The 26,203-nt window shown below is 68.6% G+C and carries 27 protein-coding genes; 15 read left to right on the top strand and 12 right to left on the bottom strand.

Annotation, left to right across the window (positions count from 1 at the left end):
* Positions 1–189 precede the first annotated feature (189 nt).
* Positions 190–678: a peroxiredoxin gene (locus QNI11_RS02335; protein ID WP_100928046.1), complete on the bottom strand. Its 489-nt coding sequence runs from the start codon at positions 676–678 to the stop codon at positions 190–192.
* Between the two features lie 80 nt (positions 679–758).
* Here QNI11_RS02335 and QNI11_RS02330 point away from each other — a divergent pair, with 80 nt between their 5' ends.
* On the top strand, positions 759–1,964 hold the full coding sequence (locus tag QNI11_RS02330; RefSeq protein WP_283982200.1) for an NAD(P)/FAD-dependent oxidoreductase: 1,206 nt from the start codon (positions 759–761) through the stop codon (positions 1,962–1,964).
* Complete coding sequence (gene rsmD / locus QNI11_RS02325; RefSeq protein ID WP_283982199.1) at positions 1,961–2,515, top strand: 16S rRNA (guanine(966)-N(2))-methyltransferase RsmD; 555 nt, start codon at positions 1,961–1,963, stop codon at positions 2,513–2,515. Before QNI11_RS02330 ends, rsmD begins: the two co-directional genes overlap by 4 nt.
* A 136-nt stretch (positions 2,516–2,651) precedes the next feature.
* On the opposite strand, the gene QNI11_RS02320 is transcribed toward rsmD, so the two are convergent.
* Positions 2,652–3,680 carry a TRAP transporter substrate-binding protein gene (locus QNI11_RS02320; protein ID WP_283982198.1) on the bottom strand — a complete coding sequence of 343 codons (1,029 nt, stop codon included), beginning with the start codon at positions 3,678–3,680 and terminating at the stop codon, positions 2,652–2,654.
* A 248-nt stretch (positions 3,681–3,928) separates the two neighbouring features.
* On the opposite strand from QNI11_RS02320, the gene QNI11_RS02315 reads away from it, so the two are divergent.
* On the top strand, positions 3,929–4,900 hold the full coding sequence (locus tag QNI11_RS02315; protein ID WP_100928050.1) for an MBL fold metallo-hydrolase: 972 nt from the start codon (positions 3,929–3,931) through the stop codon (positions 4,898–4,900).
* A 127-nt stretch (positions 4,901–5,027) separates the two neighbouring features.
* On the opposite strand, the gene map is transcribed toward QNI11_RS02315, so the two are convergent.
* Positions 5,028–5,837 (bottom strand): type I methionyl aminopeptidase, encoded by an 810-nt coding sequence (gene map / locus QNI11_RS02310; protein WP_100928051.1) that lies wholly within the window; start codon positions 5,835–5,837, stop codon positions 5,028–5,030.
* A 130-nt stretch (positions 5,838–5,967) separates the two neighbouring features.
* On the opposite strand from map, the gene QNI11_RS02305 reads away from it, so the two are divergent.
* From QNI11_RS02305 to QNI11_RS02285, 5 genes are all read left to right on the top strand, one after another.
* Positions 5,968–6,609: a hypothetical protein gene (locus QNI11_RS02305; protein ID WP_283982197.1), complete on the top strand. Its 642-nt coding sequence runs from the start codon at positions 5,968–5,970 to the stop codon at positions 6,607–6,609.
* Between the two features lie 71 nt (positions 6,610–6,680).
* Entirely contained in the window at positions 6,681–7,340 is a 660-nt protein-coding gene (locus tag QNI11_RS02300; RefSeq protein ID WP_100928053.1) for a histidine phosphatase family protein, read from the top strand.
* Positions 7,341–7,441: 101 nt separating this feature from the next.
* A complete protein-coding gene (locus QNI11_RS02295) occupies positions 7,442–8,497 on the top strand; it encodes a saccharopine dehydrogenase (protein ID WP_283982196.1) in 1,056 nt (351 codons plus the stop codon).
* On the top strand, positions 8,494–9,624 hold the full coding sequence (locus tag QNI11_RS02290) for a saccharopine dehydrogenase family protein (protein WP_283982195.1): 1,131 nt from the start codon (positions 8,494–8,496) through the stop codon (positions 9,622–9,624). The genes QNI11_RS02295 and QNI11_RS02290 overlap by 4 nt, the downstream gene beginning before the upstream one ends.
* A gap of 23 nt (positions 9,625–9,647) precedes the next feature.
* Positions 9,648–10,100: a hypothetical protein gene (locus QNI11_RS02285; RefSeq protein ID WP_283982194.1), complete on the top strand. Its 453-nt coding sequence runs from the start codon at positions 9,648–9,650 to the stop codon at positions 10,098–10,100.
* Positions 10,101–10,232: 132 nt separating this feature from the next.
* Here the strand turns inward: QNI11_RS02285 and QNI11_RS02280 are convergent, their stop codons facing one another.
* From QNI11_RS02280 to QNI11_RS02270, 3 genes are read right to left on the bottom strand one after another with little or no spacing between them, the layout of a single operon-like run.
* Positions 10,233–11,357 (bottom strand): CaiB/BaiF CoA-transferase family protein, encoded by a 1,125-nt coding sequence (locus QNI11_RS02280; RefSeq protein ID WP_283982193.1) that lies wholly within the window; start codon positions 11,355–11,357, stop codon positions 10,233–10,235.
* Positions 11,354–12,040 (bottom strand): DsbA family protein, encoded by a 687-nt coding sequence (locus QNI11_RS02275; RefSeq protein ID WP_100928057.1) that lies wholly within the window; start codon positions 12,038–12,040, stop codon positions 11,354–11,356. Before QNI11_RS02275 ends, QNI11_RS02280 begins: the two co-directional genes overlap by 4 nt.
* A gap of 20 nt (positions 12,041–12,060) precedes the next feature.
* Positions 12,061–12,615, bottom strand: coding sequence for a DUF721 domain-containing protein (locus QNI11_RS02270; RefSeq protein ID WP_283982192.1), 555 nt, complete (start codon positions 12,613–12,615; stop codon positions 12,061–12,063).
* 79 nt (positions 12,616–12,694) lie between these two features.
* Here QNI11_RS02270 and mutY point away from each other — a divergent pair, with 79 nt between their 5' ends.
* From mutY to QNI11_RS02255, 3 genes are all read left to right on the top strand, one after another.
* Positions 12,695–13,753, top strand: coding sequence for an A/G-specific adenine glycosylase (gene mutY, locus QNI11_RS02265; protein WP_198521833.1), 1,059 nt, complete (start codon positions 12,695–12,697; stop codon positions 13,751–13,753).
* 60 nt (positions 13,754–13,813) lie between these two features.
* Positions 13,814–14,947 carry an alkane 1-monooxygenase gene (locus QNI11_RS02260; RefSeq protein WP_283982191.1) on the top strand — a complete coding sequence of 378 codons (1,134 nt, stop codon included), beginning with the start codon at positions 13,814–13,816 and terminating at the stop codon, positions 14,945–14,947.
* A 159-nt stretch (positions 14,948–15,106) separates the two neighbouring features.
* Positions 15,107–16,027: a manganese-dependent inorganic pyrophosphatase gene (locus QNI11_RS02255; protein ID WP_100928061.1), complete on the top strand. Its 921-nt coding sequence runs from the start codon at positions 15,107–15,109 to the stop codon at positions 16,025–16,027.
* 125 nt (positions 16,028–16,152) lie between these two features.
* Here the strand turns inward: QNI11_RS02255 and sfsA are convergent, their stop codons facing one another.
* On the bottom strand, positions 16,153–16,860 hold the full coding sequence (sfsA, locus tag QNI11_RS02250) for a DNA/RNA nuclease SfsA (RefSeq protein WP_283982190.1): 708 nt from the start codon (positions 16,858–16,860) through the stop codon (positions 16,153–16,155).
* Between the two features lie 67 nt (positions 16,861–16,927).
* On the opposite strand from sfsA, the gene QNI11_RS02245 reads away from it, so the two are divergent.
* The 4 genes from QNI11_RS02245 to QNI11_RS02230 are packed head-to-tail and all read left to right on the top strand — an operon-like array spanning position 16,928 to position 19,903.
* Entirely contained in the window at positions 16,928–17,650 is a 723-nt protein-coding gene (locus QNI11_RS02245) for a molybdopterin-binding protein (protein WP_100928063.1), read from the top strand.
* Positions 17,651–17,659: 9 nt separating this feature from the next.
* Complete coding sequence (locus QNI11_RS02240) at positions 17,660–18,406, top strand: GNAT family N-acetyltransferase (RefSeq protein WP_100928064.1); 747 nt, start codon at positions 17,660–17,662, stop codon at positions 18,404–18,406.
* Positions 18,403–18,972 (top strand): peroxidase-related enzyme, encoded by a 570-nt coding sequence (locus tag QNI11_RS02235; RefSeq protein ID WP_100928065.1) that lies wholly within the window; start codon positions 18,403–18,405, stop codon positions 18,970–18,972. Before QNI11_RS02240 ends, QNI11_RS02235 begins: the two co-directional genes overlap by 4 nt.
* On the top strand, positions 18,947–19,903 hold the full coding sequence (locus tag QNI11_RS02230) for an OmpA family protein (RefSeq protein WP_283982189.1): 957 nt from the start codon (positions 18,947–18,949) through the stop codon (positions 19,901–19,903). The genes QNI11_RS02235 and QNI11_RS02230 overlap by 26 nt, the downstream gene beginning before the upstream one ends.
* On the opposite strand, the gene QNI11_RS02225 is transcribed toward QNI11_RS02230, so the two are convergent.
* The 5 genes from QNI11_RS02225 to QNI11_RS02205 form a co-directional block, all read right to left on the bottom strand.
* Positions 19,904–20,653 carry a metallophosphoesterase gene (locus QNI11_RS02225; RefSeq protein WP_283982188.1) on the bottom strand — a complete coding sequence of 250 codons (750 nt, stop codon included), beginning with the start codon at positions 20,651–20,653 and terminating at the stop codon, positions 19,904–19,906. It lies immediately after the preceding gene.
* Positions 20,654–20,855: 202 nt separating this feature from the next.
* Entirely contained in the window at positions 20,856–21,761 is a 906-nt protein-coding gene (locus QNI11_RS02220) for a LysR family transcriptional regulator (protein ID WP_100928068.1), read from the bottom strand.
* A gap of 189 nt (positions 21,762–21,950) precedes the next feature.
* On the bottom strand, positions 21,951–22,511 hold the full coding sequence (locus tag QNI11_RS02215) for a type 1 glutamine amidotransferase domain-containing protein (protein ID WP_283982187.1): 561 nt from the start codon (positions 22,509–22,511) through the stop codon (positions 21,951–21,953).
* Positions 22,512–22,612: 101 nt separating this feature from the next.
* Positions 22,613–24,031, bottom strand: coding sequence for a cell envelope integrity protein CreD (gene creD, locus QNI11_RS02210; protein ID WP_283982186.1), 1,419 nt, complete (start codon positions 24,029–24,031; stop codon positions 22,613–22,615).
* 95 nt (positions 24,032–24,126) lie between these two features.
* A complete protein-coding gene (locus tag QNI11_RS02205; RefSeq protein ID WP_283982185.1) occupies positions 24,127–26,151 on the bottom strand; it encodes an NADPH-dependent 2,4-dienoyl-CoA reductase in 2,025 nt (674 codons plus the stop codon).
* Positions 26,152–26,203: the final 52 nt, after the last annotated feature.

The raw sequence follows: 26,203 nt of genomic DNA, 5'->3' as shown, positions 1-26,203 counted from the left end.
GCGCATCGGCGGGATGCCGCGCGCGCGATCGTGAGACCAAGAGAATCGGTTGGGAAAAGGGTGTCGCGGGGCCGCTGAGGGAGCCGGCAGGCCCCGGCTGTACGGCGGTCAGCGGGGGGCTGGCGGGGGCATCGGGCGGCGCGTTGCGCGGGAAGGCGGCGCCCCTTCGGGCCGGGGCGCCGCCTTGGTTCAGGCGAGTTCCAGCATCGCCTCGCCGCAGGACTTCTCGCAGACGCCCGGGCTCTCATCGAGGTTCAGCGCCTTCACGGTGCCGTCCTCCACCACCATCGCGTAACGCTTCGAGCGGTCGTAGAAACCCACCGGCGGCGCGGTGAAGTTCATGCCCATCGCCTTCGTGAAGGCGGCGTCCGGATCGGCCAGGAAGGTGATGCCCGCCTTGTCGCCGCCGGTGTGACGGCTCCAGGAATCCATGACGAAGGGGTCGTTGACCGCGATGCAGACGATCTCGTCCACGCCCTTCTCGGCGAAGGCGTCCTTCGTCTTGATGAAGCTGGGCACATGGGCGTTGGTGCAGGTGCCGGTAAAGGCCCCCGGCAGCGCGAAGATGAGCAGCTTGCGGCCCTTGGCCAGCGCCGAGAGCTCGACCGTCTCGGGCCCGTCTGCGCCGATGCGCAACAGAGTTGCCTCCGGCAGCGTGTCACCGGGTGAAATCGCCATTTGTCCTGTCCTCCGTGGAATTGCGTTTCCCTGTGTCGCAAGGATAGTGTCTCGGCGACAAGAGAAAAGGAGCACGCGCCATGACGGACGTCGTTGTTGTTGGGGGAGGACAGGCGGCGGCCTCGCTGGTGGCAAAGCTGCGTTCGAAGGGGTTCGAGGGCACCATCACGCTGATCGGCGAGGAGCCGGTGCCGCCCTACCAGCGCCCGCCTTTGTCGAAGGCCTACCTTCTGGGCGAGATGGAGGAGGAGCGGCTCTACCTGCGGCCCGCGACCTATTACGCCGAGAACGCCATCGACCTGCATGTGGGCGAGAAGGTGATCGCGGTGGACCGTGACAACAAGGAGGTCATGGCCGGAGGCCGCGCGGTGAAATACGACGAGCTGGTGCTGTGCACCGGATCGGTCCCGCGCCGCCTGCCCGCCGGGATCGGCGGGGCGCTCGACGGGGTCTACGTGGTGCGGACGCTGGCGGACGTGGACGCGATGTGCCCCTCCTGCGTGTCGGGCAAGCGGGTGCTGGTGGTCGGCGGCGGCTACATCGGGCTGGAGGCGGCGGCGGTCTGCGCCAAGCTGGGCCTGACCGTGACGCTGGTCGAGGCGGCAGAGCGCATCCTGCAGCGGGTGGCCGCGCCCGAGACCTCCGCCTGGTTCCGCGACCTGCACAGGGCGCGCGGCGTCGACCTGCGCGAGGGCACGGGGCTGGTGCGCCTTCTGGGCGAGGGTCACGTCACCGGCGCCGAACTGGCGGACGGCACGACACTGGACGTCGACATGGTGATCGTCGGCGTCGGCATCGCGCCCGCCACCGAACTGGCGGAGGGCTGCGGGCTGGAGGTGCTGAACGGCATCGCGGTGGACAGTCACGGCCGCACCTCGGACCCGTCGATATGGGCGGCGGGGGACTGCGCGTCCTTCCCGCATGGCGCAGGCCGCATCCGGCTGGAATCCGTGGGCAACGCCATCGACATGGGCGAACTGGTGGCCGAGAACATCATGGGCGCCGGACGGAGCTACGTGCCGAAGCCCTGGTTCTGGTCGGACCAGTACGACGTGAAGCTGCAGATCGCCGGGCTGAACACCGGCTACGACCGGATCGTGGTGCGCCGCGACGGCGAGGCGCTGTCGCACTGGTACTACGAGGGCGACACCCTGCTGGCGGTCGACGCGATGAACGATTCCAGGGCCTACATGGTCGGCAAACGGCTGATCGAAGGCGGCAGGACCCCCGATCCGGAAGCGGTGGCCGACCCGGAGACGCAGCTCAAGGCGCTGCTGAAGGCGTGAGGATCATTGCGGGCGAGTGGCGCGGCCGGCGGCTGGCGTCCGTGGGCAAGGGCGATCCGGGCGCGCACCTGCGCCCCACCACCGACCGCGTGCGCGAGTCGCTGTTCAACATGCTGGCGGGCGGGCGTTTCGGCGAGCCGTTCGAGGGCGCGGTGGTGCTGGACCTCTTTGCCGGGACCGGCGCGCTGGGGCTGGAGGCGCTGTCGCGCGGCGCCCTTTCCGCCACCTTCGTGGAGAATGGGCGGGTGGGACAGCGGCTGATCCGCGAGAACCTGAAGACGCTGGGCTGTGCCGACCGGGCGACGGTGATCGGGGCGGATGCGACGCGGCTGCCCGCGGGCGCGCCATGTTCGCTGGTGTTCCTCGACCCGCCCTACGGCAAGGGGCTGGGCGCACGGGCGCTGGAGGCCGCGCTTGCGCAGGGCTGGATCGGGGCGGAGGCGCTGGTCGTCTGGGAAGAAAGCGCGCCGCAGGTGGCGCCCGCAGGCTTTGCCACGCTGGATACACGCAAATACGGTGACACCCATGTGACGGTGCTGCGCGCCCTGTGATGTCGCCCCGGCTGCCGCCGGGACGATACGCGCGGGCCCTGCCCGCGCAGGCGGGAGAGGCTCTGCCTCCCCCGGACCCCCTCCGGAGTATTTCCGAAGCAAAGAAGCCGGGGGCGCTTTGCGTGGCGGGTGCGGGTCAGTTGCCGCTGACCGCACCCGCCACCATGGCGCGGGCGTCGTCCACCAGCTGCTGGCCGGGGAGGCCCTTGGTGTCCATGTCGGCGATCCATTCGTCGATCACCTCGTCGCCCAGTTCCCGGATGTGGGCGGTTTCCTCTTCGGAGAGGGTGGCGATCTGGTTGCCGGCGGCCTCCATCACGGCGCGGCCTTCGGCGTCGCCGGTGTCATGTGCGCGGCCCGCCCAGGCTGAGGTTTCCAGCCCGGAGTTGGCGTCGATCACCGCCTTCAGGTCGTCGGGCAGGCTGTCGTAGACGTCCTTGTTCATCCCCCAGATGAAGAACAGGTTGTAGAGCGACTTGTCGCCCGCCACGTCGGTGTGGCTGTCGGTCAGCTCGTCGAGTTTCAGCGAGGGCGACATTTCCCAGGTGATGACGCCACCGTCGAGCACGCCTTTCGACAGCGCCTCGGGGAACTGCGGGACCGGCATGCCGATCGGCACGGCGCCGAGTTTTTCCAGCAGGAGCGTCGCCGGGCGGGAAGGGCCGCGCAGCTTTTTGCCCTGCAGGTCGTCCACGGTTTCGGGCGCGTCGCCCTTCATGTGGATCAGCCCGCGGCCGTGCATGTGCGCGGCGATCAGGTGCACGTCGGCGAAGTCGTCCGTCAGGTACTTCTGCGTGAAGGTCCAGGCGGCGACGGAGGCCTCCTCGGCGGACTTGGTCACCATGAAGGGCAGTTCCAGCACCTCCGTTTCCGGGAAGCGGCCGGCCTGGTAGCCGGGGATGACCCAGCCGCCGTCGATCACCCCGTCGACGATCAGGTCGTACTGCTCGGGGGCCGTGCCGCCGAGCTGCATGAACGGATATATCTCCACCTTGATGCGGCCGCCGGACTCCTTCTCGACCTTCTCGGCCCAGGGTTCGATGAAATGCGCCGGGTTGGCCGAATTCGGCGAGACGAAGTGCTGGAAGCGCAGCGTCACCTCCTGGGCGGCGGCGCCGGTGGCGAGGGTGAGTGCGAGGGCGGTGGTCAGCCAGTACCGGGTCATCGGGTCTCCTTCCCGTGATGTGCTGCAGTGCAGCGGCACGGCGGAGGTACAGGAACGCCCCGGGGGATACAACCTTCCCAAGCGTCAATCTGACCGGATCGATGGTCGCAACCTCTTGACCACATGGTCAAATTTCCGCATCGGCGGGAATTGCCGCCGATCTTTCCCCGATGCCCGATGGCGGTGGAAATCGCCGGTTCCGATGCTATTCTGACATTCGAAGACATGCATGACAGGGAGGTCCGCACGTGTCCATCATCCGCCCCACCCGCCGCGAGATCCTGGCCATGGCCGCGAGCGCCCCGGCGCTGACCCTGCCCGCCCTGGGCCGTGCCCAGACGCTGGGCGCGCCGGCGTCCGGCAATCCGCAGCATTTCAGCTTTACCCTGGGCGAGGCGAAACTGACCGTCGTCTCGGACGGGCGGCTGGAAGTGCCGGCCAACGGGCTGGGCGTGAACGCCGATCCCGAGGAGGTGAAGGCCTTCCTCGAAAGCTACTTCCTGTCGACGGAGACCAACTATTCCCACACCAACCACCTGGTGATCGAGATCGGCGATGCCGTGGTGCTGGTCGACGTGGGATCGGGCGACCGCTTCCTGCCCACCGCCGGAGAGCTGATGGGCAACCTGTCGGACGCGGGCATCGACGCGGAGGCGATCACCCATGTGGTCATCACCCACGCCCACCCCGACCACATCTGGGGTATCCGGGACGACTTCGACGAGGCGATCCTGCCCGGCGCCGCCTTCCACATCGGCACGGCGGAGCACGAGTTCTGGATGCAGGACGGTCTGGCCGCGCGCATGCCGCAGGACCTCCAGCAGTTCGCCGTGGGGGCGGTCAACTCGCTCGAGGTGGACGGCGCGGAGTGGACGCTGGTCAACCACGAGGACGAGATCGTGCCGGGGGTGCGCGTGATCGACACGCCGGGCCACACGCCGGGCCACATGTCGGTCGTGGTGGAATCGGGCGGCAAGCAGCTGATCGCGCTCGGCGATGCGATGAACCACGCCTACATGAACTTCGCCCGGCCCGGCTGGTACAACAACTTCGACATGAACGGCGAGCTGACGGTGGAGACCCGGCAGAACCTGCTGGACATGGCGGCCACCGACCGCATGGCGGTGCTGGGCTACCACTTCCCCTTCCCGGGCGTGGGCCATGTGATGAAGGAAGGCGACGCCTACCGTTTCGTGCCCGCGCTCTGGCAGTGGGGCTGACCGCCTATGAGCCAGACCGACAGGGGGTGCAGGGGCGCCCCCTGCCCTTCATCTTGGCAAAAATACCTCCGCCGGAGGCGTCCGCGGGTCGCGCCCGCGCTGCCGCCCGGGGTCAGGGCGACAGGCGTCAGTAGGTCGGGTGGAACCGGCCTGCGGGCGAGAGGGTGAAGATCTCCACCCCGTCCGAGGTGACGCCGACCGAATGTTCGAACTGCGCCGACAGCGACTTGTCGCGGGTCACGGCGGTCCAGTCGTCGCCAAGCACCTTGGTTTCCGGACGGCCGAGGTTCACCATCGGTTCGATGGTGAAGAACATGCCCTCTTCCAGCCGCGGGCCGGTGCCCGGGCGGCCGTAGTGCAGGACGTTCGGCGGGGCGTGGAACACCCGGCCCAGCCCGTGACCGCAGAAGTCGCGGACCACCGACATGCGGTGCCCTTCCACGAAGGTCTGGATGGCGTGGCCGATGTCGCCGAAGGTGTTGCCGGGCTTCACCGCCTCGATGCCCTGCATCAGCGCATCGTGGGTGACCTCGATCAGCCGCTCGGCCTTGCGGGGCAGCTTGCCCGCCACGTACATCCGCGAACTGTCGCCGAACCAGCCGTCGAGGATCACGGTCACGTCGATGTTCAGGATGTCGCCGTCCTTCAGCTTCTTGTCGCCGGGGATGCCGTGGCACACCACGTGGTTGACCGAGATGCAGGACGCATGCTGGTAGCCCTTGTAGCCGATGGTGGCGGAGGTGGTGCCCAGCTCGGTCACGCGGCGGGTGATGAAATCGTCGAGCTCGCCCGTGGTCACGCCGACGTCGACCTTGTCGGCGACCTCGTCGAGGATCTGTGCCGCGACCTTGCCTGCCGCATGCATGCCGGCAAAGTCCGCTGCGTCATGGATGCGGATGCCCTCTCGGGTGATGCGGCCTGCGGTATCCTGGTTCAATGCGCGTCTCCGTTCGCTTTCTGCATGATTTAAGCGCTTTTGACCGAAGATGCCAGAGCGTCAGCTTGGCAATGCGGCCCGGTGCGGGCTACGATTTGCCCTGTTTTCCAGACCGAACGGATTTTCAGCCATGCGACATTTCCTTCCGCTTATTGCCTGTCTTGCCCTTGCCGCGCCTGCCCCGGCCCTTGCCGACGACTGCCGCGACCGGATCGCGGCCATGTTCGACGGCGGCCCGCTCGACCCCTTTGCCCGCCCGCCGCACAGCTTTGTGGGCACGACCTACGACGCCGAAGGCACCGTCCGCTGGGTCTACGAGGCGCGTTACGAGACGGCGCTGAAGACGGCCGGGGGCATGCGGGGCGGGCAGCAGATCCTGCTCGACGGCTCGGAGAGCTGGATGGGAGAGACGCCGGATGGGCCGTGGACGAAGGCCCCGAACCTGATGCCTGCCGACCCCGAGGGTTTCATCCGCGCGCAGATGGCGCAGAACGTGAAGAACCTCGACCGCACGGATTGCCCCGGCATGGTGGATGTAGAGGGCATGACGCTGGAGAAGTTCGTCTATTTCACCAGGACAGATCCGATGCCGGACGCCGCGGGTGCGTGGTTCGGCGCGCTCAACACCGTCTTCGTCGATCCCGGCACCGGGCGGGTGATGCGGTGGGAGACCTCCGAAAGCGTGGCGCATTACGCGTCCGAGCCGTCCGGCGACGTGCAGGTGAACGTCTATACCTACGATCCCGCGATCACCGTCACCCCGCCGATGTGACGGCTTTATGAACCTTTTCCTCCGGCGCGCGGCGGCGTAAGCCGCGCGTGAGTATTGGAAAGGACCTTCCCATGTCGCACGTCACCCTTGTCCGCCACGGCCAGGCCAATTCCTCTGCGCGGGACGAACTGGGCTATGACCGCCTGAGCGAGCTTGGCTGGCAGCAGGCAGAGTGGCTGGGCGGCTGGTTCCGCTCCACCGGCGAGAAGTTCGCCCGGGTCTACACCGGCACGCTGCGCCGCCACGTCGAGACCGCCGAGGCCATTGCGCCCGACTGCCTCGAAGGACCGATCCGCGACCCCCGCCTGAACGAACTGGCCTATTTCGACCTCGCCACGCTGGTCGAGGCGCAGCACGGGCTGAAGATGCCGGGAGACCGCGAAACCTTTGTCGCGCACATGCCGAAGATGTTCGGGCTGTGGCAGGAGGACCGGATCGAGGACGCGCCGGAAACCTTCGCCGCCTTCGAGGCCCGCGTCCGCGAAGCGCTGACGGAGATCGCCGAGGGCGAGGGCCGCGCGCTGGTGGTGACATCGGGCGGGCTGATCGGCATGGCGATGCGGATCGTCATGCGGCTGGACCTGACGGCGCTGGCGCACGCCTGCCTCGCGATCGAGAACACCTCGCTCCACCGCATCCAGCCGCTGCCCAGCGGGCTGGCGCTGACGCAGTTCAACGCGCTGCCGCATCTGGACACGCCCGAACGCCTGTTCGCACGCAGCCACCTGTAAGGCCCCCCGGACCGTTCCCGCGCCGGAAGGGCGCTTTCCCCTTGAACCCCGGCGCGGGGGACGGTTCCCTGCGCGCAACCACGAACACGGGAGACACGCGCTTGACCCACCTCTGGATCCGTTCCGAAAGCCGCCCCAACGAGGAGCGCGTCGGCCTGACGCCGGAGGGGGTGAAGGCCCTCCGCGCGAAGGGCATCGCCGTGACTGTGGAGGAAAGCCCCCACCGCGTGCTGCCGCTGGAGGATTTCACCGCCGCCGGGGCCGAGGTCGCGCCGGAAGGGTCCTGGCCCGATGCGCCGCCGGAGGCCATCGTCTTCGGCCTGAAGGAACTGCCGGAGGACGGCACGCCGCTGCGCCACAGGCACATCATGTTCGGCCATGCCTTCAAGCGGCAGACCGGCTGGGACGGTTTCCTGCGCCGGTTCGGCGAGGGGGGCGGCGCGCTCTACGATCTCGAATACCTCGTCGACAAGGACAACCGGCGCGTCGCGGCCTTCGGTTTCTGGGCGGGCTACGCCGGTGCCGCGGTCAGCGCCCTGGCCTGGGCGGCGCAGGCGCGCGGCGAGGTCTGCGGCCCGGTCAGCACCTGGAAGGACGCCGAGGCGCTGCAGGACGAGGTGCGCGCGGCGCTGTCGGGCGCCCCGCAGGCCAGCGCGCTGGTGATCGGCGCGCTGGGGCGCGTGGGTTCGGGGGCGCAGAAACTGTGCGAACAGGTGGGCATCCCGGTGACCGGCTGGGACATGGCCGAGACCGCCCATGGCGGCCCCTTCCCCGAAGTGCTGGAGCACGAGCTGTTCTTCAACTGCATCCTCGCCATGCCGGGCGTGCCGGTCTTCGTGCCGGCGGACGCGGGCGGGCGGGTGCGCCGGCTGGGCGTGATCGGCGACATCGCCTGCGACCCGACGAGCGACTACAACCCCGTGCCGGTCTACGACGCCGCCACGAGCTGGGAGGCGCCGGTGGTCCGGGTGCACGACGCGCCGCCGCTGGACGTGATGGCCATCGACAATCTGCCCTCTCTCCTGCCGCTGGAATCCTCGCTGGATTTCGCGGCGCAGCTTCTGCCGCATCTCCTGACACTCGACCGGATCGGGGGAGGTGTCTGGGGCGCGGCACGCACTACATTCGATGAACATCTGAAGGAGGCCATGGCATGACGGTACACTGGATCGGAACGGGGCTGTCGACTGTCCCCGGACTGCGGCGGCTGATCGACGAGGGCGTGCCGGTCGTGGTCTGGAACCGCACGGTGGACAAGGCCCGCGCGGCGGTGGGCGACAGGGACGTGGAGGTCCGCGCTTTCGCGCCCGAGGTGCTGAAGGGCGCGCTGTCGGAGGGCGACGTGGTCGTGTCGATGCTGCCCGCCGACTGGCACGTGCCGCTGGCCGAGATGGCGCTTGAGGCGGGCGCGCAGTTCGTCTCGTCCTCCTACATCTCGCCGGAGATGCGGGCGCTGGCGTCGAAGGCACGGGCGGCGGATGCGCGGCTGGTGAACGAGGTCGGCCTCGACCCCGGCATCGACCACCTGATGGCGCACTGGCTGGTGGCCGATTACAAGGCCTCGCCCGCCTTCGACAAGGCGAACGCGGTCTCCTTCACCTCTTATTGCGGCGGGGTGCCCAAGGTGCCGAACGCCTTCCGCTACAAGTTCTCCTGGGCGCCGGTGGGCGTGCTGAAGGCGCTGCGCTCGCCCTCTCGCTCGATCCGGCACTACGAGGAGCTGGAGGTCGCGCACCCCTGGGACGCGCTGACCCGCTATGACGCGCCGCTCGACCCGCCGGAAAGCTTCGAGGTCTATCCGAACCGCGATTCGCTGCCGTTCATGGCGGAGTACGGATTCGGCGGCGACTGGCAGGTGAAGGACTTCGTGCGCGGCACGCTGCGGCTGAACGGCTGGGCGGAGGCGTGGAAGGACATCTTTGCCGAGGCGCCGGGCGCCTCCGACGCGCGCCTGCAGGAGATCGCCGACAGGCTCTTGGCCGAGAACGGCTATGACGAGGGCGAGCCGGACCGCGTGGTGCTGTGCGTGTCGCTGAAGGCAGAGCGCGACGGCACGCCGGTCTATCACAAGACCTGGGTGATGGACGCCTGGGGCGATGCGCGCGGATCGGCCATGGCGCGGCTGGTGTCGGTGCCGGTGAGCTGGGCGGTGCAGTCGGTGCTGGCCCGCGAGGTCCCCGCCGGCGTGACCGCCGCACCGTCCGACCCGCGTCTGGTCAACCGCTGGCTCGACGGCGTGAAGGGGCTGGCGCAGCGGATGACGGTCGTGGATCACCTTTCGTGAAGGAGTGAATCGAGGGTAAACGCATGAAGATCTGGGCATTCTTGATATTCTGGCCGGGCGCCGTCGCGGCGGGGCACACGGTCTGTCACGAGGTTCTGGCGGTGGAGGGCTGGCAGGCGTCGGCCTTTCCGTCGGGTATCGTCCACGACGTTCAGGTCACGGGCGAATGGACGATCGCGGACGGGGTCTACGATCCGGTCGGCGCGCCGGGATACCACGGCGCCGCGGCCAAGCGCATGGCCGAGAGCGGCGTGGACCGCGTGAACGCCCGGGCGGCCTATGGCACGCTTCTCTACAGGGTGCCCGAGAACGGCGGGTCGCGGCAGGGCACATGGGCCGCCTTCAGGACCACGCTCGATTCCACAGGTCCGTTCCGCGTGCACGGCAAGAAGGTGGAATTCCGGATCAACGAGACCGACCCGGGGCTGAGCGACAACGCCGGTGCCCTGTCTGTATGCGCGATGTATTCGGAGTGACGGCAGGGGCGGCGTGAAACCCCGCCCTACGAGGTGCCGGACGTCCTGTGCGACGATCCGGGGGGTGGAGGGGGCGCTGCCCCCGCCCCTGCGGGGCCCCCCGAGGTATTTTGCGCCAAGATGAAGGGGGGCTCAGTCCGCCTTTGGCAGCCGCGGGGCGGCGCGGTCGAGGGTGAGATCGGCGTCGGAGAAGCGGAAGGGCGAACGCACGCCGGGGATGCCTTCGGGCGCGATCTGCAGGCCACGGGCCCTGACCTGAGGGTCGGCAAAGACCTCTGCCATGTCATTGATCGGGCCGGCGGGGATGCCTTCGGCCTCGCAGGCGGCCAGCAGGTCGTCCTTCGCCAGTTGCCGGGTGCCGGTTTCCAGCGCCTCCGTCAGTTGCGCGCGATGCGCGATGCGGGCGGCGTTGGAGATGTATTCAGGCTGTGTACCCAGCTCTTCCATGCCGAGCACGCGGGCCAGCCGCCGGAACTGCGCATCGTTGCCGGTGGCGATGATGATGTGCCCGTCCCTGCATTCGAAGACCTGGTAGGGCGTGAGGTTGGGGTGGTAGTTGCCGGTGCGTTCCGGCGGTGTGCCGGTGGAGAGGTAGTTGAGCGCCTGATTGGCCATGGCGGCCACGGCGCAGTCCAGCAGAGCCATGTCGATGTGCTGGCCGCGCCCGGTGCGGTCGCGCTGGTGGATCGCGGCGAGGATGGCGGAGACGCTGTAGAGCCCGGTGAAGAGGTCGGTGATCGCCACGCCCGCGCGCTGCGGTTCGCCGTCCGGGGCGCCGGTGATCGACATGAAGCCCGACATGCCCTGGATGATGTAGTCGTAGCCCGCGCGGTGCGCATAGGGGCCGTCCTGCCCGAAGCCGGTGATCGAGCAGTAGACAAGGCGCGGGTTGAGTTCGGCCAGCGAGGGATAGTCGAGACCGTATCTCGCCAACCCGCCGACCTTGAAGTTCTCGATCAGGATGTCGGCATCCGCCACGAGGTCGCGGACCTGCGCCTGCCCTTCGGGCGTGGTCAGGTCCACCGCGACCGAGGTCTTGCCCCGGTTGCACGAGTGGAAATAGGCGGCGGTGTGATCGTCGTCGCGGTCGATGAAGGGCGGGCCCCAGCGGCGCGTGTCGTCGCCTGCGGCGGCCTCGACCTTGACGACCTCGGCGCCCATGTCGGCCAGCGTCTGGCCGGCGAAGGGGCCGGCCAGGATGCGGGCCAGCTCGACGACCCTGAGGCCTTCGAGCGGGCCGCGCGGGGCTGAGGTCATTCGCCGAGCTTCTCGTCGAGAATCTTCGAGAAGTCCTGGTAGCTCATGTTCGAGTACTTCTGGCCGTCGATCATGAAGGTCGGGGTGGAATCGACGCCGTCACGCTTGGCGTTCTCCTGGAACCAGACCAGCAGGGTGCGCAGCTTGTCGCCGTCGGCGAGGCAGGCGTCGAGCTGTTCGTTGTCGAGCCCGGCGATGCGGCCGATCTTGCGCAGCTCGTCCGCCACACCGGCGTCGTTGCCGTCACGCGCGGGGGCGAGGATGGTGTCCTGGCCCTTGTAGATCAGGTCGGTGATGCCGAAGAACTTCTCGGGGCCGCCGCAGCGCGCGATCATCGAACCCCACATGCCGTACTTGTCGAAGTAGACCTCGCGGTAGACGAATTTCACCTTGCCGGTGTCGACGTAGTTCTTCTTCAGCTCGGGGATCAGCGTCTTTGCCGCGTTGGCGCAGTGCGGGCATGTATACGACGCGTATTCGATCACCTCGATCGGTGCGTCGGGGTCGCCCATGACCATCTCGGTGATGGTGGAGGTGTCGACCTCTGCCGTGCTTTCCTGCGCGTTGGCCGCGCCCGGAAGCGCGATGTTCGCGCCCGTGCCCTGCCCGCCTTGCGTGATGTACCACGCGCCGCCTGCTGCCAGTCCCAGCGCCACGAGGGCGCCCGAAAGGATCCTGTTCATCTGTCTTGCCTCTCTTGAGTTCAGTCCGCAGAGCGGGGCTCGCGCCGCCCTGCCTTCGATATGACGTTTGCCCCCAGTCGTTCAAGCGCTGCGCGCAGGCCCTCGTCGGTCACGGCCTGCGCCGCCTGCCGGGCCTCTGCCACCGCCTGGGGATCGGGGGTACGGTCGTTTTCCGCGGGTTTGCGGTGCCGGAAGTCCGCCTGCCCCTCGGCAAAGCCGGTGGGCGCGGTCTGGGTCAGGATGACATGGCGGATCGCCGGGTAGCCGTAGACGGCGTTGATCCGGTCGAGGATCTCGCGCTTGCGCATCTCGAGCATCGGGGCAAAGGCGCCGCGGGTCAGGATGACCAGCTTGGCGCCCTGCGAATCGTTGGTCGTGCCGTCGTAGCGGACACGGCCGTAGCGCACCTCGACCGGGCGGCACATGCCGGCCAGCTCGGCGCCGACGATTTCCTCCCAGTGGGTGAGGATGCGGGACTTGGCAAAGCCGCGCGTCTCCGAGGCCTTGCGGATCTGGCCCGACAGCAGCTTCTCGGTCCGGGCGAACCCGTATGTGGTCGACTTGCGTTGCGCCATGATTGACTCCCCGTACGGGAGGCTATTCTAAGGCCACGGCCCCCGGGCGCCAGCCCCGAAGTTCATGAGGTATTCACCCTTGCGTGACCCCGCCGATGCCGCAGACCTGCTGCAATGGTACGACCGCCATGCCCGCGACCTGCCGTGGCGTGTGGGACCGCGTGCGCGGGCGGCAGGCGTCAGGCCCGATCCTTACCGGATCTGGCTGTCGGAGATCATGCTCCAGCAGACGACCGTGGCGGCGGTGAAGGATTATTTCCGTGTCTTCACGGAGCGTTGGCCGACGGTCGAAGCGTTGGCCGCCGCGCCGGACGCGGAGGTGATGGCGGCCTGGGCGGGGCTGGGATATTACGCCCGCGCCCGCAACCTGCTGAAATGCGCACGGGTGGTGACGGCGGATCACGGCGGGGTGTTCCCGGCGGATCACGACGTGCTGCTGACCCTGCCGGGGGTGGGCCCCTACACGGCGGCGGCGATCTCGGCCATCGCCTTCGACGCGCCCCGGGTGGTGGTCGACGGCAACGTGGAGAGGGTTATGGCGCGCCTGCATGACGAGCACACCCCCCTGCCCGCGGCCAAGCCGATCCTCACGGACCACGCGGCGGCGCTGACACCGGACGCGCGGCCCGGGGACTATGCGCAGGCGGTGATGGACCTCGGCGCCACGATCTGCACGCCCAAGCGCCCGGCCTGCGGGCTCTGCCCCTGGCGGACCTCCTGCGCGGCCTGGGCCAACGGCACCGCGCTGGAGCTGCCGAAGAAGGCCCCGAAGAAACGCAAGCCGGTGCGGCAGGGGGTGGCCTACCTCGCCCGGCGCGTGGACGGGGCGTGGCTTCTGGAGACGCGCCCGGACAAGGGGCTGCTGGGCGGGATGCTGGGCTGGCCCGGGACCGACTGGCTGGACGTGGAGGGCCCCGCCCCGGAGGAGGACCCGCCGATTCGCGCCGAATGGAAGACGGTCGGCGGCGAGGCGCGGCACACCTTCACCCATTTCCACCTGCGGCTGGTGGTGAAGACCGCGCTGGTGCCCATGGACCGAAAGCCACACCGCGGGGATTTCATCGCGCTGCCGGATTTCAGCCCCAGTGATCTGCCAACGGTGATGCGGAAGGCCTTTGACCTCGCGCAAGGCAGGTGATGACCGCTTGGGTCAGGGTCGCGTCAGAGCTATAACGGACCCGAACACCGGAGCAGTCCCATGATCCCCGCCGCGCATGTCGCCCGCTTCACCGCCGCGCTTCCGTTCTTCCTGTCCTTCCTGCTGATTCCGCTGGTCTGGATCGGCGCGGTCAGGGGCGGGGCCTGGGTGCTGCTGACGCCGCTGGCGACCTGGTACCTGTTCTCGGCCATCGACATCCTGACCGGGCTGAACACGCAGAACGCCGACCTCGACACGACGGAGGACCAGCTGTTCTGGTACAAGCTTCTGACGCAGCTCTGGGTGCCGGTGCAGTTCCTGACGCTTTTCGGGCTGATCTGGTACGTCAGCCGCGCCGACCACCTGAACGGCTGGGAGATCTTCGGGGTGATGTTCGGCACGGGCGTGATGACCGGCACGGTGGGGATCGTCTACAGCCACGAACTGCTGCACCAGAGGAACAGGTTCGAGCGCTGGCTGGGCGACATCCTTCTGGCCATGGTGCTCTATTCGCATTTCCGCAGCGAGCACCTGCTGGTGCACCATCGCTATGTCGGCACCCCGCGCGACCCGGTGACCGCGCGCTACAACGAGGGGTTCCACCGGTTCTATCCGCGCGTGCTGCGGGAATCGCTGCAGTCGTCCTTTCGGGCGGAGCGCGACATGCTGGCCCGCAAGGGGCTGCCCTGGACCCACCGCAGCAACCCGTTCTGGCGCTACTGGGCGCTGCAGGCGGGCATGCTGCTACTGGCTCTGGCGCTTGGCGGCTGGCTGGGCGCGGTACTGTTCCTCGTGCAGGCCGGCGTCGCGATCTGGCAGCTCGAGGTGGTGAATTACGTCGAACACTACGGGCTGACCCGCAAGCACCTCGGCGACGGGCGCTACGAACACGTGCTGCCGCGCCATTCGTGGAACGCCTCGCACCGGGCGACGAACTGGCTGATGATCAACCTCCAGCGCCACTCGGACCACCATTACAGGCCCGACCGCCGCTTTCCGCTGCTCCAGACCTACGACGAGACCGAGGCGCCGCAGCTGCCCTACGGCTATCCGCTGATGGCCATGGCGGCGATGGTGCCGCCGGTGTGGAAACGCGTGATGAATCCGAAGGTCCGGGCCTGGCGGGCCCGCTATTACCCGGAGATCACCGACTGGTCCCCCTACAACAAGGCGCGCCATCCGATGCCGAGATAAAAGACCTTTCGGACGAAAGGTCTTTGGCGGCGAAGACTTTTCGTCCGAAAAGTCTTCCTGCCCCCGGCTGGAAGGTCGCACCCCGGCGGCTGCGGGGTGACAATGCCGCGCTGCGGCGGTATAGGGCGCGCGACATCATTTGCCTTTCAAGGACACGCCATGACGACGCTCGTATTCGGCCACAAGAGCCCCGACACCGATTCCACCGGCAGCCCGATCCTCTGGTCCTGGTACCTCAACGAGGTGAAGGGCGAGACCGCGAAGCCCGTCCTCCTGGGCGAGCCCAACACCGAAGCCGCCTTCATGCTGGAGCACTGGGGCCTCGCCAAGCCGGAGATCATCTCCTCGGTCGAGGCCGGCGCGCCGGTTGTCATCGTCGACACCAACAATCCGGCCGAGCTGCCGGCGGACATCAATGCCGCCGACATCCGCGCGATCATCGATCACCACAAGCTGGTCGGCGGGCTGGAAACCAAGGGTCCGATCGACATCACCGTGCGCCCGCTGGCCTGCACCGCGACGATCATGGTCGACATGATCGGCTCCGACATGGAGAAGTGCCCGCGCGAGGTCCGCGGCGCCGCGCTGACCTGCATCCTCTCCGACACGCTGGAGTTCCGTTCGCCCACCACCACGCAGCACGACCGCGACGTGGCCGAGGGCCTGGCCCGCGACCTGGGCGTCGACCTGAGCGACTACGCGGCGAAGATGTTCGCGGCGAAGTCCGACGTCTCCGCCTTCTCCGACGCGGAGCTGATCCGGATGGACTCCAAGGAATACGAGGTCGACGGCACGAAGTTCCGCGTCTCCGTCCTTGAAACCACCGCGCCCGAGATCCCGCTGGGCCGCAAGGACAGCCTGATGGAGACCTTCAAGACCGTCGCGGCCGAGGACGGCGTGGACCAGGTCCTGCTGTTCGTCGTGGACATCCTGAAGGAAGAGGCCACCCTGCTGGTCCCGAACGACCTGGTGAAGGGCGTGGCAGAGAAGTCCTTCGGTGCGACCGTGTCCGGCGACACCGTGGTCCTGCCGGGCATCATGAGCCGCAAGAAGCAGATCATCCCGAACCTCAAGGTCTGAGGCGGGCGCGATCCTGCGCGTTGTTTTCCGGGCGCCCCTGCCGATGCGGGGGCGCCTTTTTCGTGCCGGGTCGGGGGCTCTGCCCCCGCTTCGCTCCCCCGAGGTAATTGGGCCAAGATGAAAGGTCAGGGGGCGCGGAAGGGCAGCGGCTGGCCCAGGTCGATGCCTTCGGGGCCGATCCGGCAGCCGAGGGCCAGGGTTTCCACGCCCGATGCGCCGGCCCGTGCGAAGGCTTCCGCGTAGGCCGGGTCGAGGTCGGGGGCGAGGGTGACGGTGCGGGCGTCGGTGCGCTGCACGAGGTAGAGCATCACCGCGCGGTGCCCCTGCCCCGCCATCGCGGCCAGTTCGCCCAGGTGTTTCGCGCCGCGGGCGGTGCGGCTGTCGGGAAACTCCGCGAGGCCGGGCCGGCGCGAGAGGGTGACGGACTTGACCTCGACGTAGGTGTCGGGCCGCCCGGCGCCGGTCAGGAGGAAGTCGATGCGGCTGTTCTCGCCATACTTCACCTCTGGCCGGACGGTGTCGTACCCCGTGAGCCCCGCGACCTGCCCCGCCGCGAGGGCGTCCTTCAGCACGCGGTTGGCAGCGCCGGTGTCGACGCCGGTGAAGTGGCCGCCGCCGTGATCGACCAGCCGCCAGGCCCATTTCAGCTTCTTCTTCGGGTCGTCGTTGGGTTCCAGCCAGATCCGCTGGCCCGGATCGGCGAGGCCCAGCATCGATCCGGGGTTGGCGACATGGGCGGTCACCTGCGTCCCGTCGTCCAGCCTGCAGTCCGCCAGGAACCGCTTGTAGCGGCGTTCGAGGGTCGCAGGCACCAGATGTGTTTGAAAGCGCATGGAGCGGGCCCTATACGTTAACCACCCGGAGGCGCAAGGCGCCCGGGGCCAAGAGGAGGTGCCGCCCATGCCCAATCCCACCGCCGCCATGCTGGTGATCGGGGACGAGATCCTGTCCGGCCGGACGCGCGACAGCAACATGCACCACCTCGCGCAGGAATTCACCCGGCACGGCATCGACCTGCGCGAGGTGCGCATGGTCTCCGACGACCGGGCGGCGATCGTGGCGGCGGTCAACGCGCTGCGCCAGGCCTTCGACCACGTGGTGACATCCGGCGGGATCGGGCCGACGCATGACGACATCACGGCGCCCTGCGTGGCCGAGGCCTTCGGCGTGCCGATCTCGGTCAGGGAGGATGCGCGCGCGATCCTGCAGGCGCATTACGACCGCTCCGGCACCGAGATGAACGAGGCGCGGCTCCGGATGGCGCGCATCCCCGACGGCGCCACGCTGATCGACAACCCGATCTCCGCCGCCCCTGGGTTCAGCCTCGGCAACGTGCATGTCATGGCGGGTGTCCCGCAGATCTTCGAGGCGATGGTGGCGAGCCTGCTGTCGACGCTGGTGGGTGGTGCGCCGCTCCTGTCGCAGACCCTGCGCGTGCAGCGCGGCGAGGGCATGGTGGCGGAACCGCTGGGCGCACTGGCCGAGGAGTTCTCGGACCTGCAGTTCGGGTCCTACCCGTTCCAGAAGGACGGCATCTTCGGCACCAACGTGGTGGTGCGCGGCACCGATGCCGGGCGGCTCGACGCCGCGATGACGCGGCTCAACGCCCTCTTCGGCGACTGAAGGACGACGATGATCCACCTCAAACCCGATCTCTCGCGGCTGTTCTCGGTCCTCGACACCACATGGCCCGCCGCGGCGCGGGTGGAGACCGGTCCCTGGACCCTGCGCGAGGGGCGTGGCGGCGGCAAGCGGGTGTCGGCGGCGACGGCGCGCGGCGCCTGGCGGGTGGACGACCTGACCGCCGCCGAGACGGCGATGCGGCTGATGGGGCAGCCCGCGCTCTTCATGATCCGCCCGGGGGACGAGACGCTCGACATCGCGCTCGAGGCGCAGGGTTACGACCGGGTCGATCCGACGAACCTGTGGCTTGCGCCGATCGACCACCTGACCGACCTGAAGCTGCCGCGCGTCTCGGCCTTTGCCATCTGGGAGCCGCTGGCGATCATGAACGAGATCTGGGAGGACGGCGGCATCGGCGAGGCGCGGCGGCGGGTGATGGACCGCGCGCCCGAGCCCAAGACCGGCCTCTTCGGGCGGGTGTCCGACCGGCCCGCCGGCGCGGGCTACTGCGCGATCCACGAAGGCGTCGCCATGGTGCACGCGCTGCACATCCTGTCGGAACACCGCGGCAAGGCGCTGGGGGGCTGGATGATGCGCTGTGCCGCGCTCTGGGCCGCCCGGAAGGGCGCGCGCTGGATGGCCTGCGCCGCCACCGCCGAAAACGCGGCGGCCAGCGCGCTTTATGCGTCGTTGCACATGGAGGTCGCCGGGCAGTACCATTACCGGATGTACCAAAGCGAAGGCGAAGACGCGTGACCGACACCAGACCCACGGCCCTGAACCTGCCCATGGTGGACCCTCTGCCGGAGGCGACGCAGAAATACTTCGACGTCTGCCAGGAGAAGCTCGGCATGGTGCCGAACGTGCTGAAGGCCTATGCCTTCGACATCGACAAGCTCAACGCCTTCACCGCCATGTACAACGACCTGATGCTGGCGGACTCCGGCCTGACCAAGCTGGAGCGCGAGATGATCGCGGTCGTCGTGTCCTCGGTCAACAAGTGCTTCTACTGCCTGACTGCCCATGGCGCCGCCGTGCGCGCGCTGTCGGGCGATCCGAAGCTGGGCGAGATGCTGGTGATGAACTGGCGCGTGGCCGACCTGTCGGAGCGCCAGCACGCGATGCTCTGGTTCGCCGAGAAGATGACCAAGGCCAGCGCCGAGATCGGCGAATACGACCGCGAGGCGCTGCGCGATGCGGGCTTCAGCGACCGAGACATCTGGGACATCGCCAATGTGACCGGGTTCTTCAACATGACCAACCGCGTCGCCTCTGCCACGGACATGCGCCCGAACGATGACTATCACGCGCAGGCGCGCTGATACCCGGCGGGGGCTGGCCGCGGCTGCGGCGCTGGTCCTGCTTGGCGGCCCCGCGTCGGCGCTGGACCTGCCGCTGCCGGGCTCGGCAGAGCAGACCTTCCGCACGGTGCAGGACCCCGGGGTCTACGCCCTGCCCACCGGGCCGTGGGCGGAGGACGCGCTGCCCACCCGGCGGGTCGAGGGGCGGGTCGAGGTCGAATCGTGGCGGGTGGCCAATTCCGGGCTGACCACCTTCCAGTTGCTGAAACCGCTGCGCGACGCGCTGGAGGCCGAAGGGTTCGAGATCGTGCTCGACTGTGCGGCGCTGGTCTGCGGCGGTTTCGACTTCCGGTTCGCGACGCTGGTGGTGCCCGCGCCGGAGATGTTCGTCAGCCTCGACAACTTCCAGTTCCTCTCCGCCACCGGGCCCGAGGGCGGCGCGGTCTCCGTGCTGGCCAGCCGCGGCGCATCGGACGGGTACGTGCAGGTGATCCGCGCCGGGCAGGGCGTTCAGGCGGAGATCACGCGCGACGCCCCTGCCCCGGTGCAGACGCCCGGCCCCGCTGCCGACCCGGGCGACATTCCCGCCGCGCTGGAGCGGGACGGCCACGTGACGCTGTCGGACCTCGTGTTCCGGTCAGGGTCGACCGACCTCGGCGGCGACGACATAGCCTCCCTCGACGCGCTGGCGCAGTACCTTGCCGACAATCCCACCCGGCGCATCCTGTTTGTCGGTCACACCGATGCGACCGGCTCGCTCGAGGCCAACCAGGGCGTCTCGCTGCGCCGGGCGCAGGCGGCCGTCGCCTACCTGCGCAACCGTCACGACACCGACGCCTCGCAGATCGGGGCGGAGGGTGCGGGCTACCTCGCCCCGGTGGCCAGCAACCTCACCCCCGAGGGGCGGGAGGCCAACCGCCGCGTCGAGGCGGTGCTGATCTCGACCGAATGACTACCTGAGCCAGCCGGTGCCCACCGCCCGCACCCAGGTCCGGCGCCCGTGCGCGCGGGCCATGCCGACCATGCGGCTGGCGTCGTAGGGCACGTGGTGGTGGCTGCTGGCCCAGCCCGCCGGCGTCCGCTGCACGGTGGCATAACAGGCCTCGGGGGTTCCGGCCTCGATCACATGGGGCACCGGGGTATCGTCGTCGTAGCCGGGGCAGCCGACGCTGCCGGGGTTCAGGATCGTGCGCCCGTCCGGCAGGGTGACACGGCGCGGGATGTGGGTGTGCGCGCAAAGGCAGAGTGGCGCATCCACCGTCGCCAGCGCCGCGATCTCCGCCCGCGGACGCAGCTGCGCCTCGGCGGAGGGGCCGAGCTTGTCGAGCCAGTAGATCCGGTCGCTGTCGGGTGTGCCGTGGCAGAGGAACACCTCGCCCATATGGCGGGTCGGCGGCAGCGACCGCAGCCAGTCGAGGTGGCGCGCCTCCAGCTGGTCGAAGGCCACGCGGTCGGACGGCCCCATGTCCCCGGGCGCGAGGTCGGTCAGGTAGCGGTCGTGGTTGCCCCGGATGCAGAGGATGTCGCTGGCCATCAGCACCTCTGCCACCTCGCGCGCGGCGAGCGGCCCGCTCAGGTGGTCGCCAAGCGCCACGATCCGCGTGATGCCCCGCCGCGCGATGTCCGCAAGCACCGCATGCAGCGCGTCGGCGTTGCCGTGGATGTCGGCGATGACGGCAAGGGGCGTGTCGGTCTCGGTCACGGGGCGGCCTCCGGATCATTGCAGCCCAGCAAGCCGCATCCCGCCCCCGCCTTGCAAGGCCCGTGGCACACCGCGCGACTGCCCGCCGGGGCGCATGATGAAAAAAACCCCCGACGACTTCTGTCATCGGGGGCCAGTCTGCCTAGCATCAGGCGGGGAAACTGATCTTGTCGTCGTACCGGGGGTGCTCAGGCCCCGGGTCTTACCACTTCTGCGGGCCCTTTTCGGCAAAGGCATGCACAAGGAAATCGATGAAGGCGCGGACCTTGGGCTGCGTGAAGCGGCCCGGTGGATACACGGCGTATACGCCCTGCATTTCCATCGGCAGATCGGGGATCGCATCCTCGACCAGCCCCTGCTCCATCGCGTCGTGATAGAGGTAGGACGGGAGGTAAGCGATGCCGAGACCGGCGATGCAGGCGTTCAGAAGGGACTGCCCGTCGTTGACCGTCAGCCAGCCCGCGGTGCGCACCTGCCGCTTTTCGCCCGAGGGCGCGGTCAGCTTCCACACGTTGCCGGAGGCCTGGTTGGAGTAGTGCAGCAGCTTGTGCTCGTTCAGGTCGTCGATCCGTGCGGGGCGTCCGTATTTCTCGAAATAGGCGGGCGAGGCGATCATGCGCTTCGTCGTCTCGGTCAGCTTGCGGGCGCGCAGGGTGCTGTCCTCGAGCTCGCCGATGCGCACGGCCATGTCGAACCCTTCGGAGATCAGTTCGACGTAGCGGTTGTTCAGCACCATGTTCACGGTGATGTCGGGGAATTCGGCAAGGAATTCGCCCAGCACCGGGCTCAGGTGGTTCACGCCGAAGTCCGTCGCCACGCTGATGCGCAGAAGGCCCGAGGGCGCGGACTGCATGGAGGTGACAAGCGCGTCGGCCTCTCCGGCGTCGTTCAGGACGCGGCGGGCGCGGTCGTAGTAGGCCAGCCCGATTTCGGTGGGGGACACGCGCCGGGTGGTCCGGTTCAGAAGGCGGGCGCCAAGGCGCGCTTCCAGGCTCGAGACGTGCTTGGACACGGCCGACTTGGAAATACCCATCTTCTTTGCCGCGTCGGTGAACCCTCCCTGGTCCACGACGGTGGCGAATGCTTCCATTTCGGTCAGACGATCCATTCCCGTCTCCTCGTCCAGTCTTGTTCCCGTTGCTTATGAAAGCGAACAGGGGCCGAAATGGGGCGGGGTAAGGACAATATCGCGGTTTCTGCAGGGACTGGCGAACAGAGGGAAACAGGTTAACCGGGCCGGCAAACGAAAACCCCCGGCGCAGGGGCCGGGGGTTCCGTTCGGGATACAAAGGGAAGATCAGGCGGCCTTGCGACCGTGGGTGCCTTCCTCGATCTCCTCGACGATCTTCGCGACGAAGTCCTTCAGGTCGTCGGGCTTGCGGCTGGTCACGATGCCGTTGTCGGCCACGACCGAGGTGTCCATCACCTTGGCGCCCGCGTTCTCGAGGTCCGTGCGGATCGAGGTGTAGCAGGTCATGCGGCGACCGGCGACGATGCCCGCCTCGATCAGGACCCAGGGCGCATGGCAGACCGCGGCGACGACCTTGCCCTGGTCATGGAAGGTGCGCACCAGTGCCAGCACCGATTCCTCGACGCGCAGCAGGTCGGGGTTGATCTGGCCGCCGGGGATCACCAGCGCATCGTAGTCGTGCGGGTTGGCATCCTCGATCTTCAGGTCGGCCTCGGCCTCGCGGCCCCAGTCGGAACCTTCCCAGCCCTTGATCGCCTTGCCGTCGAGCGTGGCGACATGCACCTCCGCGCCCTTCGCGCGAAGCTGGTCGCGGGGGAATTCCAGTTCGGATTGCTCGAAGCCGTGGGTGGCGATGATCAGTACTTTGGTTTCTGCGATATTCGGCATGGGTGCCTCCTGTCGTATGTTTCATATGCGCGGCACATGTGGCGCGCTCTGACAGGAAAACGGTCAGACCCCGGGCAGAGTTCCTGCCCGGGGCCCCCGGATCAGCCTTCCGTGGCGGGAGGCGGAGGTGCCTCGGACGTGGTGCCGAGGAAGGGCCGGCGCCCTTTCGGCTTGTCCGCGTCGGGGCCGTACCAGTCCTCGTTGCGGGTGACGATCATGGTCAGCGCCAGCGCGAGGAAGGCCAGCGTCGACCCCGCCAGAAGCGCGTAATCCGCCGAGCGCAGGATCAGGTAGAGCACCGCGTAGACCACGACCAGCATCGCGCCCAGCACAAGCGCCCGGCGGCCAAGGTTCAGCGCCACCACCCCGAAGAGCGTGAGCAGACCGATCACCGCTGCGCTCGACAGCGCATAGGCCAGCGCAAAGCCCAGGTGTTCGGCATAGGACACCATCAGGAGCACGAAGGTCGTCTGCGCCAGCCCGGCCAGGATGTACTGCACGGGGTGCGCGGGCCGCCCGGTGCCCCGTTCGGTCAGCAGGATCGTCAGGAAGGTCAGCGCGATGAACAGGATGCCGTAGCGCGCCGCGCGATAGGCCTTCTGGTAGAAGTCGTTGGGCGTCAGGTACTCGACCCCGAAGGTGGTGCGGCGGGCCGCCTCGTCGGGGTCTTCCAGCCCGGCCTGCGGCATCGACCGCGCGAGGTGCGGGATCGTCCATTCGGCGGTGAAGCCCTCGTCCGTCACGGTGGACCCGTCCGGCAGAAAGGCGCCGGTGAACGAGGGGTGCGGCCAGTCGCTGACCATCGTCACGCGCGAGGTGCGGCCCACCGGCGACACCATCATCAGCTGCGCGCCGTTCATGCCGAGCCGCATCTCGTAGCGGCCCCGCTCCCGCGGATCGCCGACCAGCGCCTTCACCCCGGAGCGCTGCGACATGGGCTCAAGGGCCAGCGCCTCGCCGCCCTCCTCCAGCCGCGCCTCGCCGCGCAGGGAGCGGTTGTCGTAGACGCCGAACCAGACCTCGGCCTGTTCCCAGAGCAGCCGCTGATCCGTACCGACCAGCCGCTCCGCTGCCGCGGTGTCGAAGTCGAACCCGGCCTCTACCTGCGCGGTATAGACCGGCACCCGGAAGATGCCGCGCCTGCGCTCCTGCGTTTCGGTCGCGATGTCCACGTCGAAGGCTTCGGGCAAGAGGTGCACCGGGGCGCTGGCTTCCTGCACGGTCTCCCGGAACCGCTCGAACAGGTCCTCGCCGGTGTCCGGGTCGGTCAGGACGACGCCGGTCTCCGGGTCGACCCTGGGCCGGGTCGCAACCCGCGTCACCGTGGTTTCCACCGGAATGACAAGCTGCGGGCCATAGACGTACTGCCGGCCGCCCCACTCCTCGCCGACGCTGTTGATCGTCGCCTCGGAGTAGGACTTCCGCGAATTCACCACCTCCGCCGCAAAGAACAGCGGGATGAACATGAGAAGGGTGAGAAGGCCGACGATAAGGAACCGTCGACCGGATGATCTGAGCATGGCAATATCCTCCGATTAATCACTTCGGCGAACATGCCGCCCCGGCTGTGCAGGCGCGCCCTGACAATTCTGCAGGGTTCGTGCAGGACGGATCGTCAGAGCGTCGCCGCCAGCCGCACCCCCTGGTCGATGGCCCGCTTGGCGTCCAGTTCCGCCGCCACGTCCGCCCCGCCGATCACATGGCAGCTCCGGCCCGCCGCCTCGAGCGCATCCGCAAGGCCGCGCGCGCTGACCTGCCCGGCGCAAAGCACCACGGTGTCGCAGGCGATGACCTCGGGCCGCTCGCGCGCCTCTCCGTAGGAGATGTGCAGCCCCGCGTCGTCGATGCGCTCGTAATTCACGCCCGCCTTCATCTGCACGGCCTTCATCTGCAACCCGGCGCGGTGGATCCAGCCGGTGGTCTTGCCCAGCCGCTTGCCCGGCTTCTCCGCCTTGCGCTGCAACATCACCACCTCGCGCACCGGCGCGTCGGGCTGCGGCCCCTCCGGCGCCAGGCCGGACCGTGCCTCTGCCGGATCGGTCACGCCCCATTCGCGCATCCAGTCCGGCAGGCTCTCCGTCGGGCTGTCGCCGGTCACGAGGAACTCCGACACGTCGAAGCCGATGCCGCCCGCGCCGATCACCGCCACGCGCTTGCCCGCCTCCGCGCCGTGGCGCAGCACGTCGATGTAGCCCAGCACCGAAGCGTGGTCCTGCCCGGGGATCTCCGGGTCGCGCGGGCTGACGCCGGTGGCCACGATCACCTCGTCGAAGTCCTTCAGGTCCTCCGCGCCCACGCGCTGCCCCAGGGCCAGCGTCACGCCGGTCTCGGCCAGCATCGCGCCGAACCAGTCGACCAGCCCGTGGAACTCCTCCTTGCCGGGGATGACCTTGGCCATGTTCAGCTGCCCGCCGACCTCTTCCGCCGCGTCGAACAGCGTCACGGTATGGCCGCGCTGCGCGCAGGTGATCGCCGCGGACATGCCCGCCGGTCCCGCGCCCACCACCGCCACGGTCTTCGTCACCTTGGCGGGTTCGACCACAAGCTCCGTCTCGAACCCCGCCCTCGGGTTCACGAGGCAGGACGACACCTTGCCCGAGAACGTGTGGTCGAGGCACGCCTGGTTGCAGGCGATGCAGGGTGCGATCAGGTCCGACCGCCCGGCCTCTGCCTTGGCGACGAAGTCCGGATCGGCAAGGAACGGCCGCGCGAGGCTCACCATGTCGGCGCAGCCCTCCGCCAGCACCTGTTCCGCCACCTCCGGCGTGTTGATGCGGTTCGAACAGATCAGCGGCACGCCCACCTTGCCCATCAGCTTCTGCGTGACCCATGCGAAGGCCCGGCGCGGCACCGATGTGGCGATGGTCGGCACCCGCGCCTCGTGCCAGCCGATGCCCGTGTTGATGATCGAGGCGCCCGCCGCCTCCACCGCCTGCGCAAGCTGCACCACCTCCTCGTGGGTGGAGCCGTTGGGGATCAGGTCGATCATCGACAGCCGGTAGATCAGGATGAAGTCCGGGCCCACCGCCGCGCGCACGCGCTTCACCACCTCCACCGGCAGCCGCATACGGTTCTCGTAGGAACCGCCCCAGCGGTCGGTGCGCTTGTTGGTGTGGGTCACGAGGAACTGGTTGAGGAAATACCCTTCGGAGCCCATCACCTCCACCCCGTCATAGCCTGCCTCGCGGGCGCGGGCGGCGGCTGTGGCAATGTCGGCGATCTGCTTCTCGATGCCTTCCTCGTCCAGTTCCTTCGGCGGGAAGGGGCTGATCGGGGATTTGACCGGGCTGGGCGCCACGCAGTCGGGACCGTAGGCATAGCGGCCCGCATGCAGGATCTGCATGGCGATCAGCCCGCCCGCCTCGTGCACGCGGTCGGTGACGATGCGGTGGTTGGCGATGTCCTGAGGGGTATAGAGGCCCGCCGCCCCGGGAAAGACGCCGCCTTCATTGTTCGGGGCCATGCCGCCTGTCACCATCAGCGCGACGCCGCCCCGCGCGCGGGTCGCGTAGAACTCCGCCACCCGGTTCCAGTCGCCCCGCTCCTCGAGGTTGGTGTGCATGGACCCCATCAGCACGCGGTTCTTCAGCGTGACATGCCCAAGGTCGAGCGGGCTGAGCAGGTGCGGATATGACGTCATGTGTGGGCCTCCCTCTTTGGCTGGCACCACACACCATGACCCGCCCGCCGTC

Source organism: Sagittula sp. MA-2, from assembly GCF_030126985.1.
Classification (GTDB): domain Bacteria; phylum Pseudomonadota; class Alphaproteobacteria; order Rhodobacterales; family Rhodobacteraceae; genus Sagittula.
The sequence above is the reverse complement of the archived record's forward strand: the minus strand, read 5'-3'. Positions and strand labels throughout refer to the sequence as shown.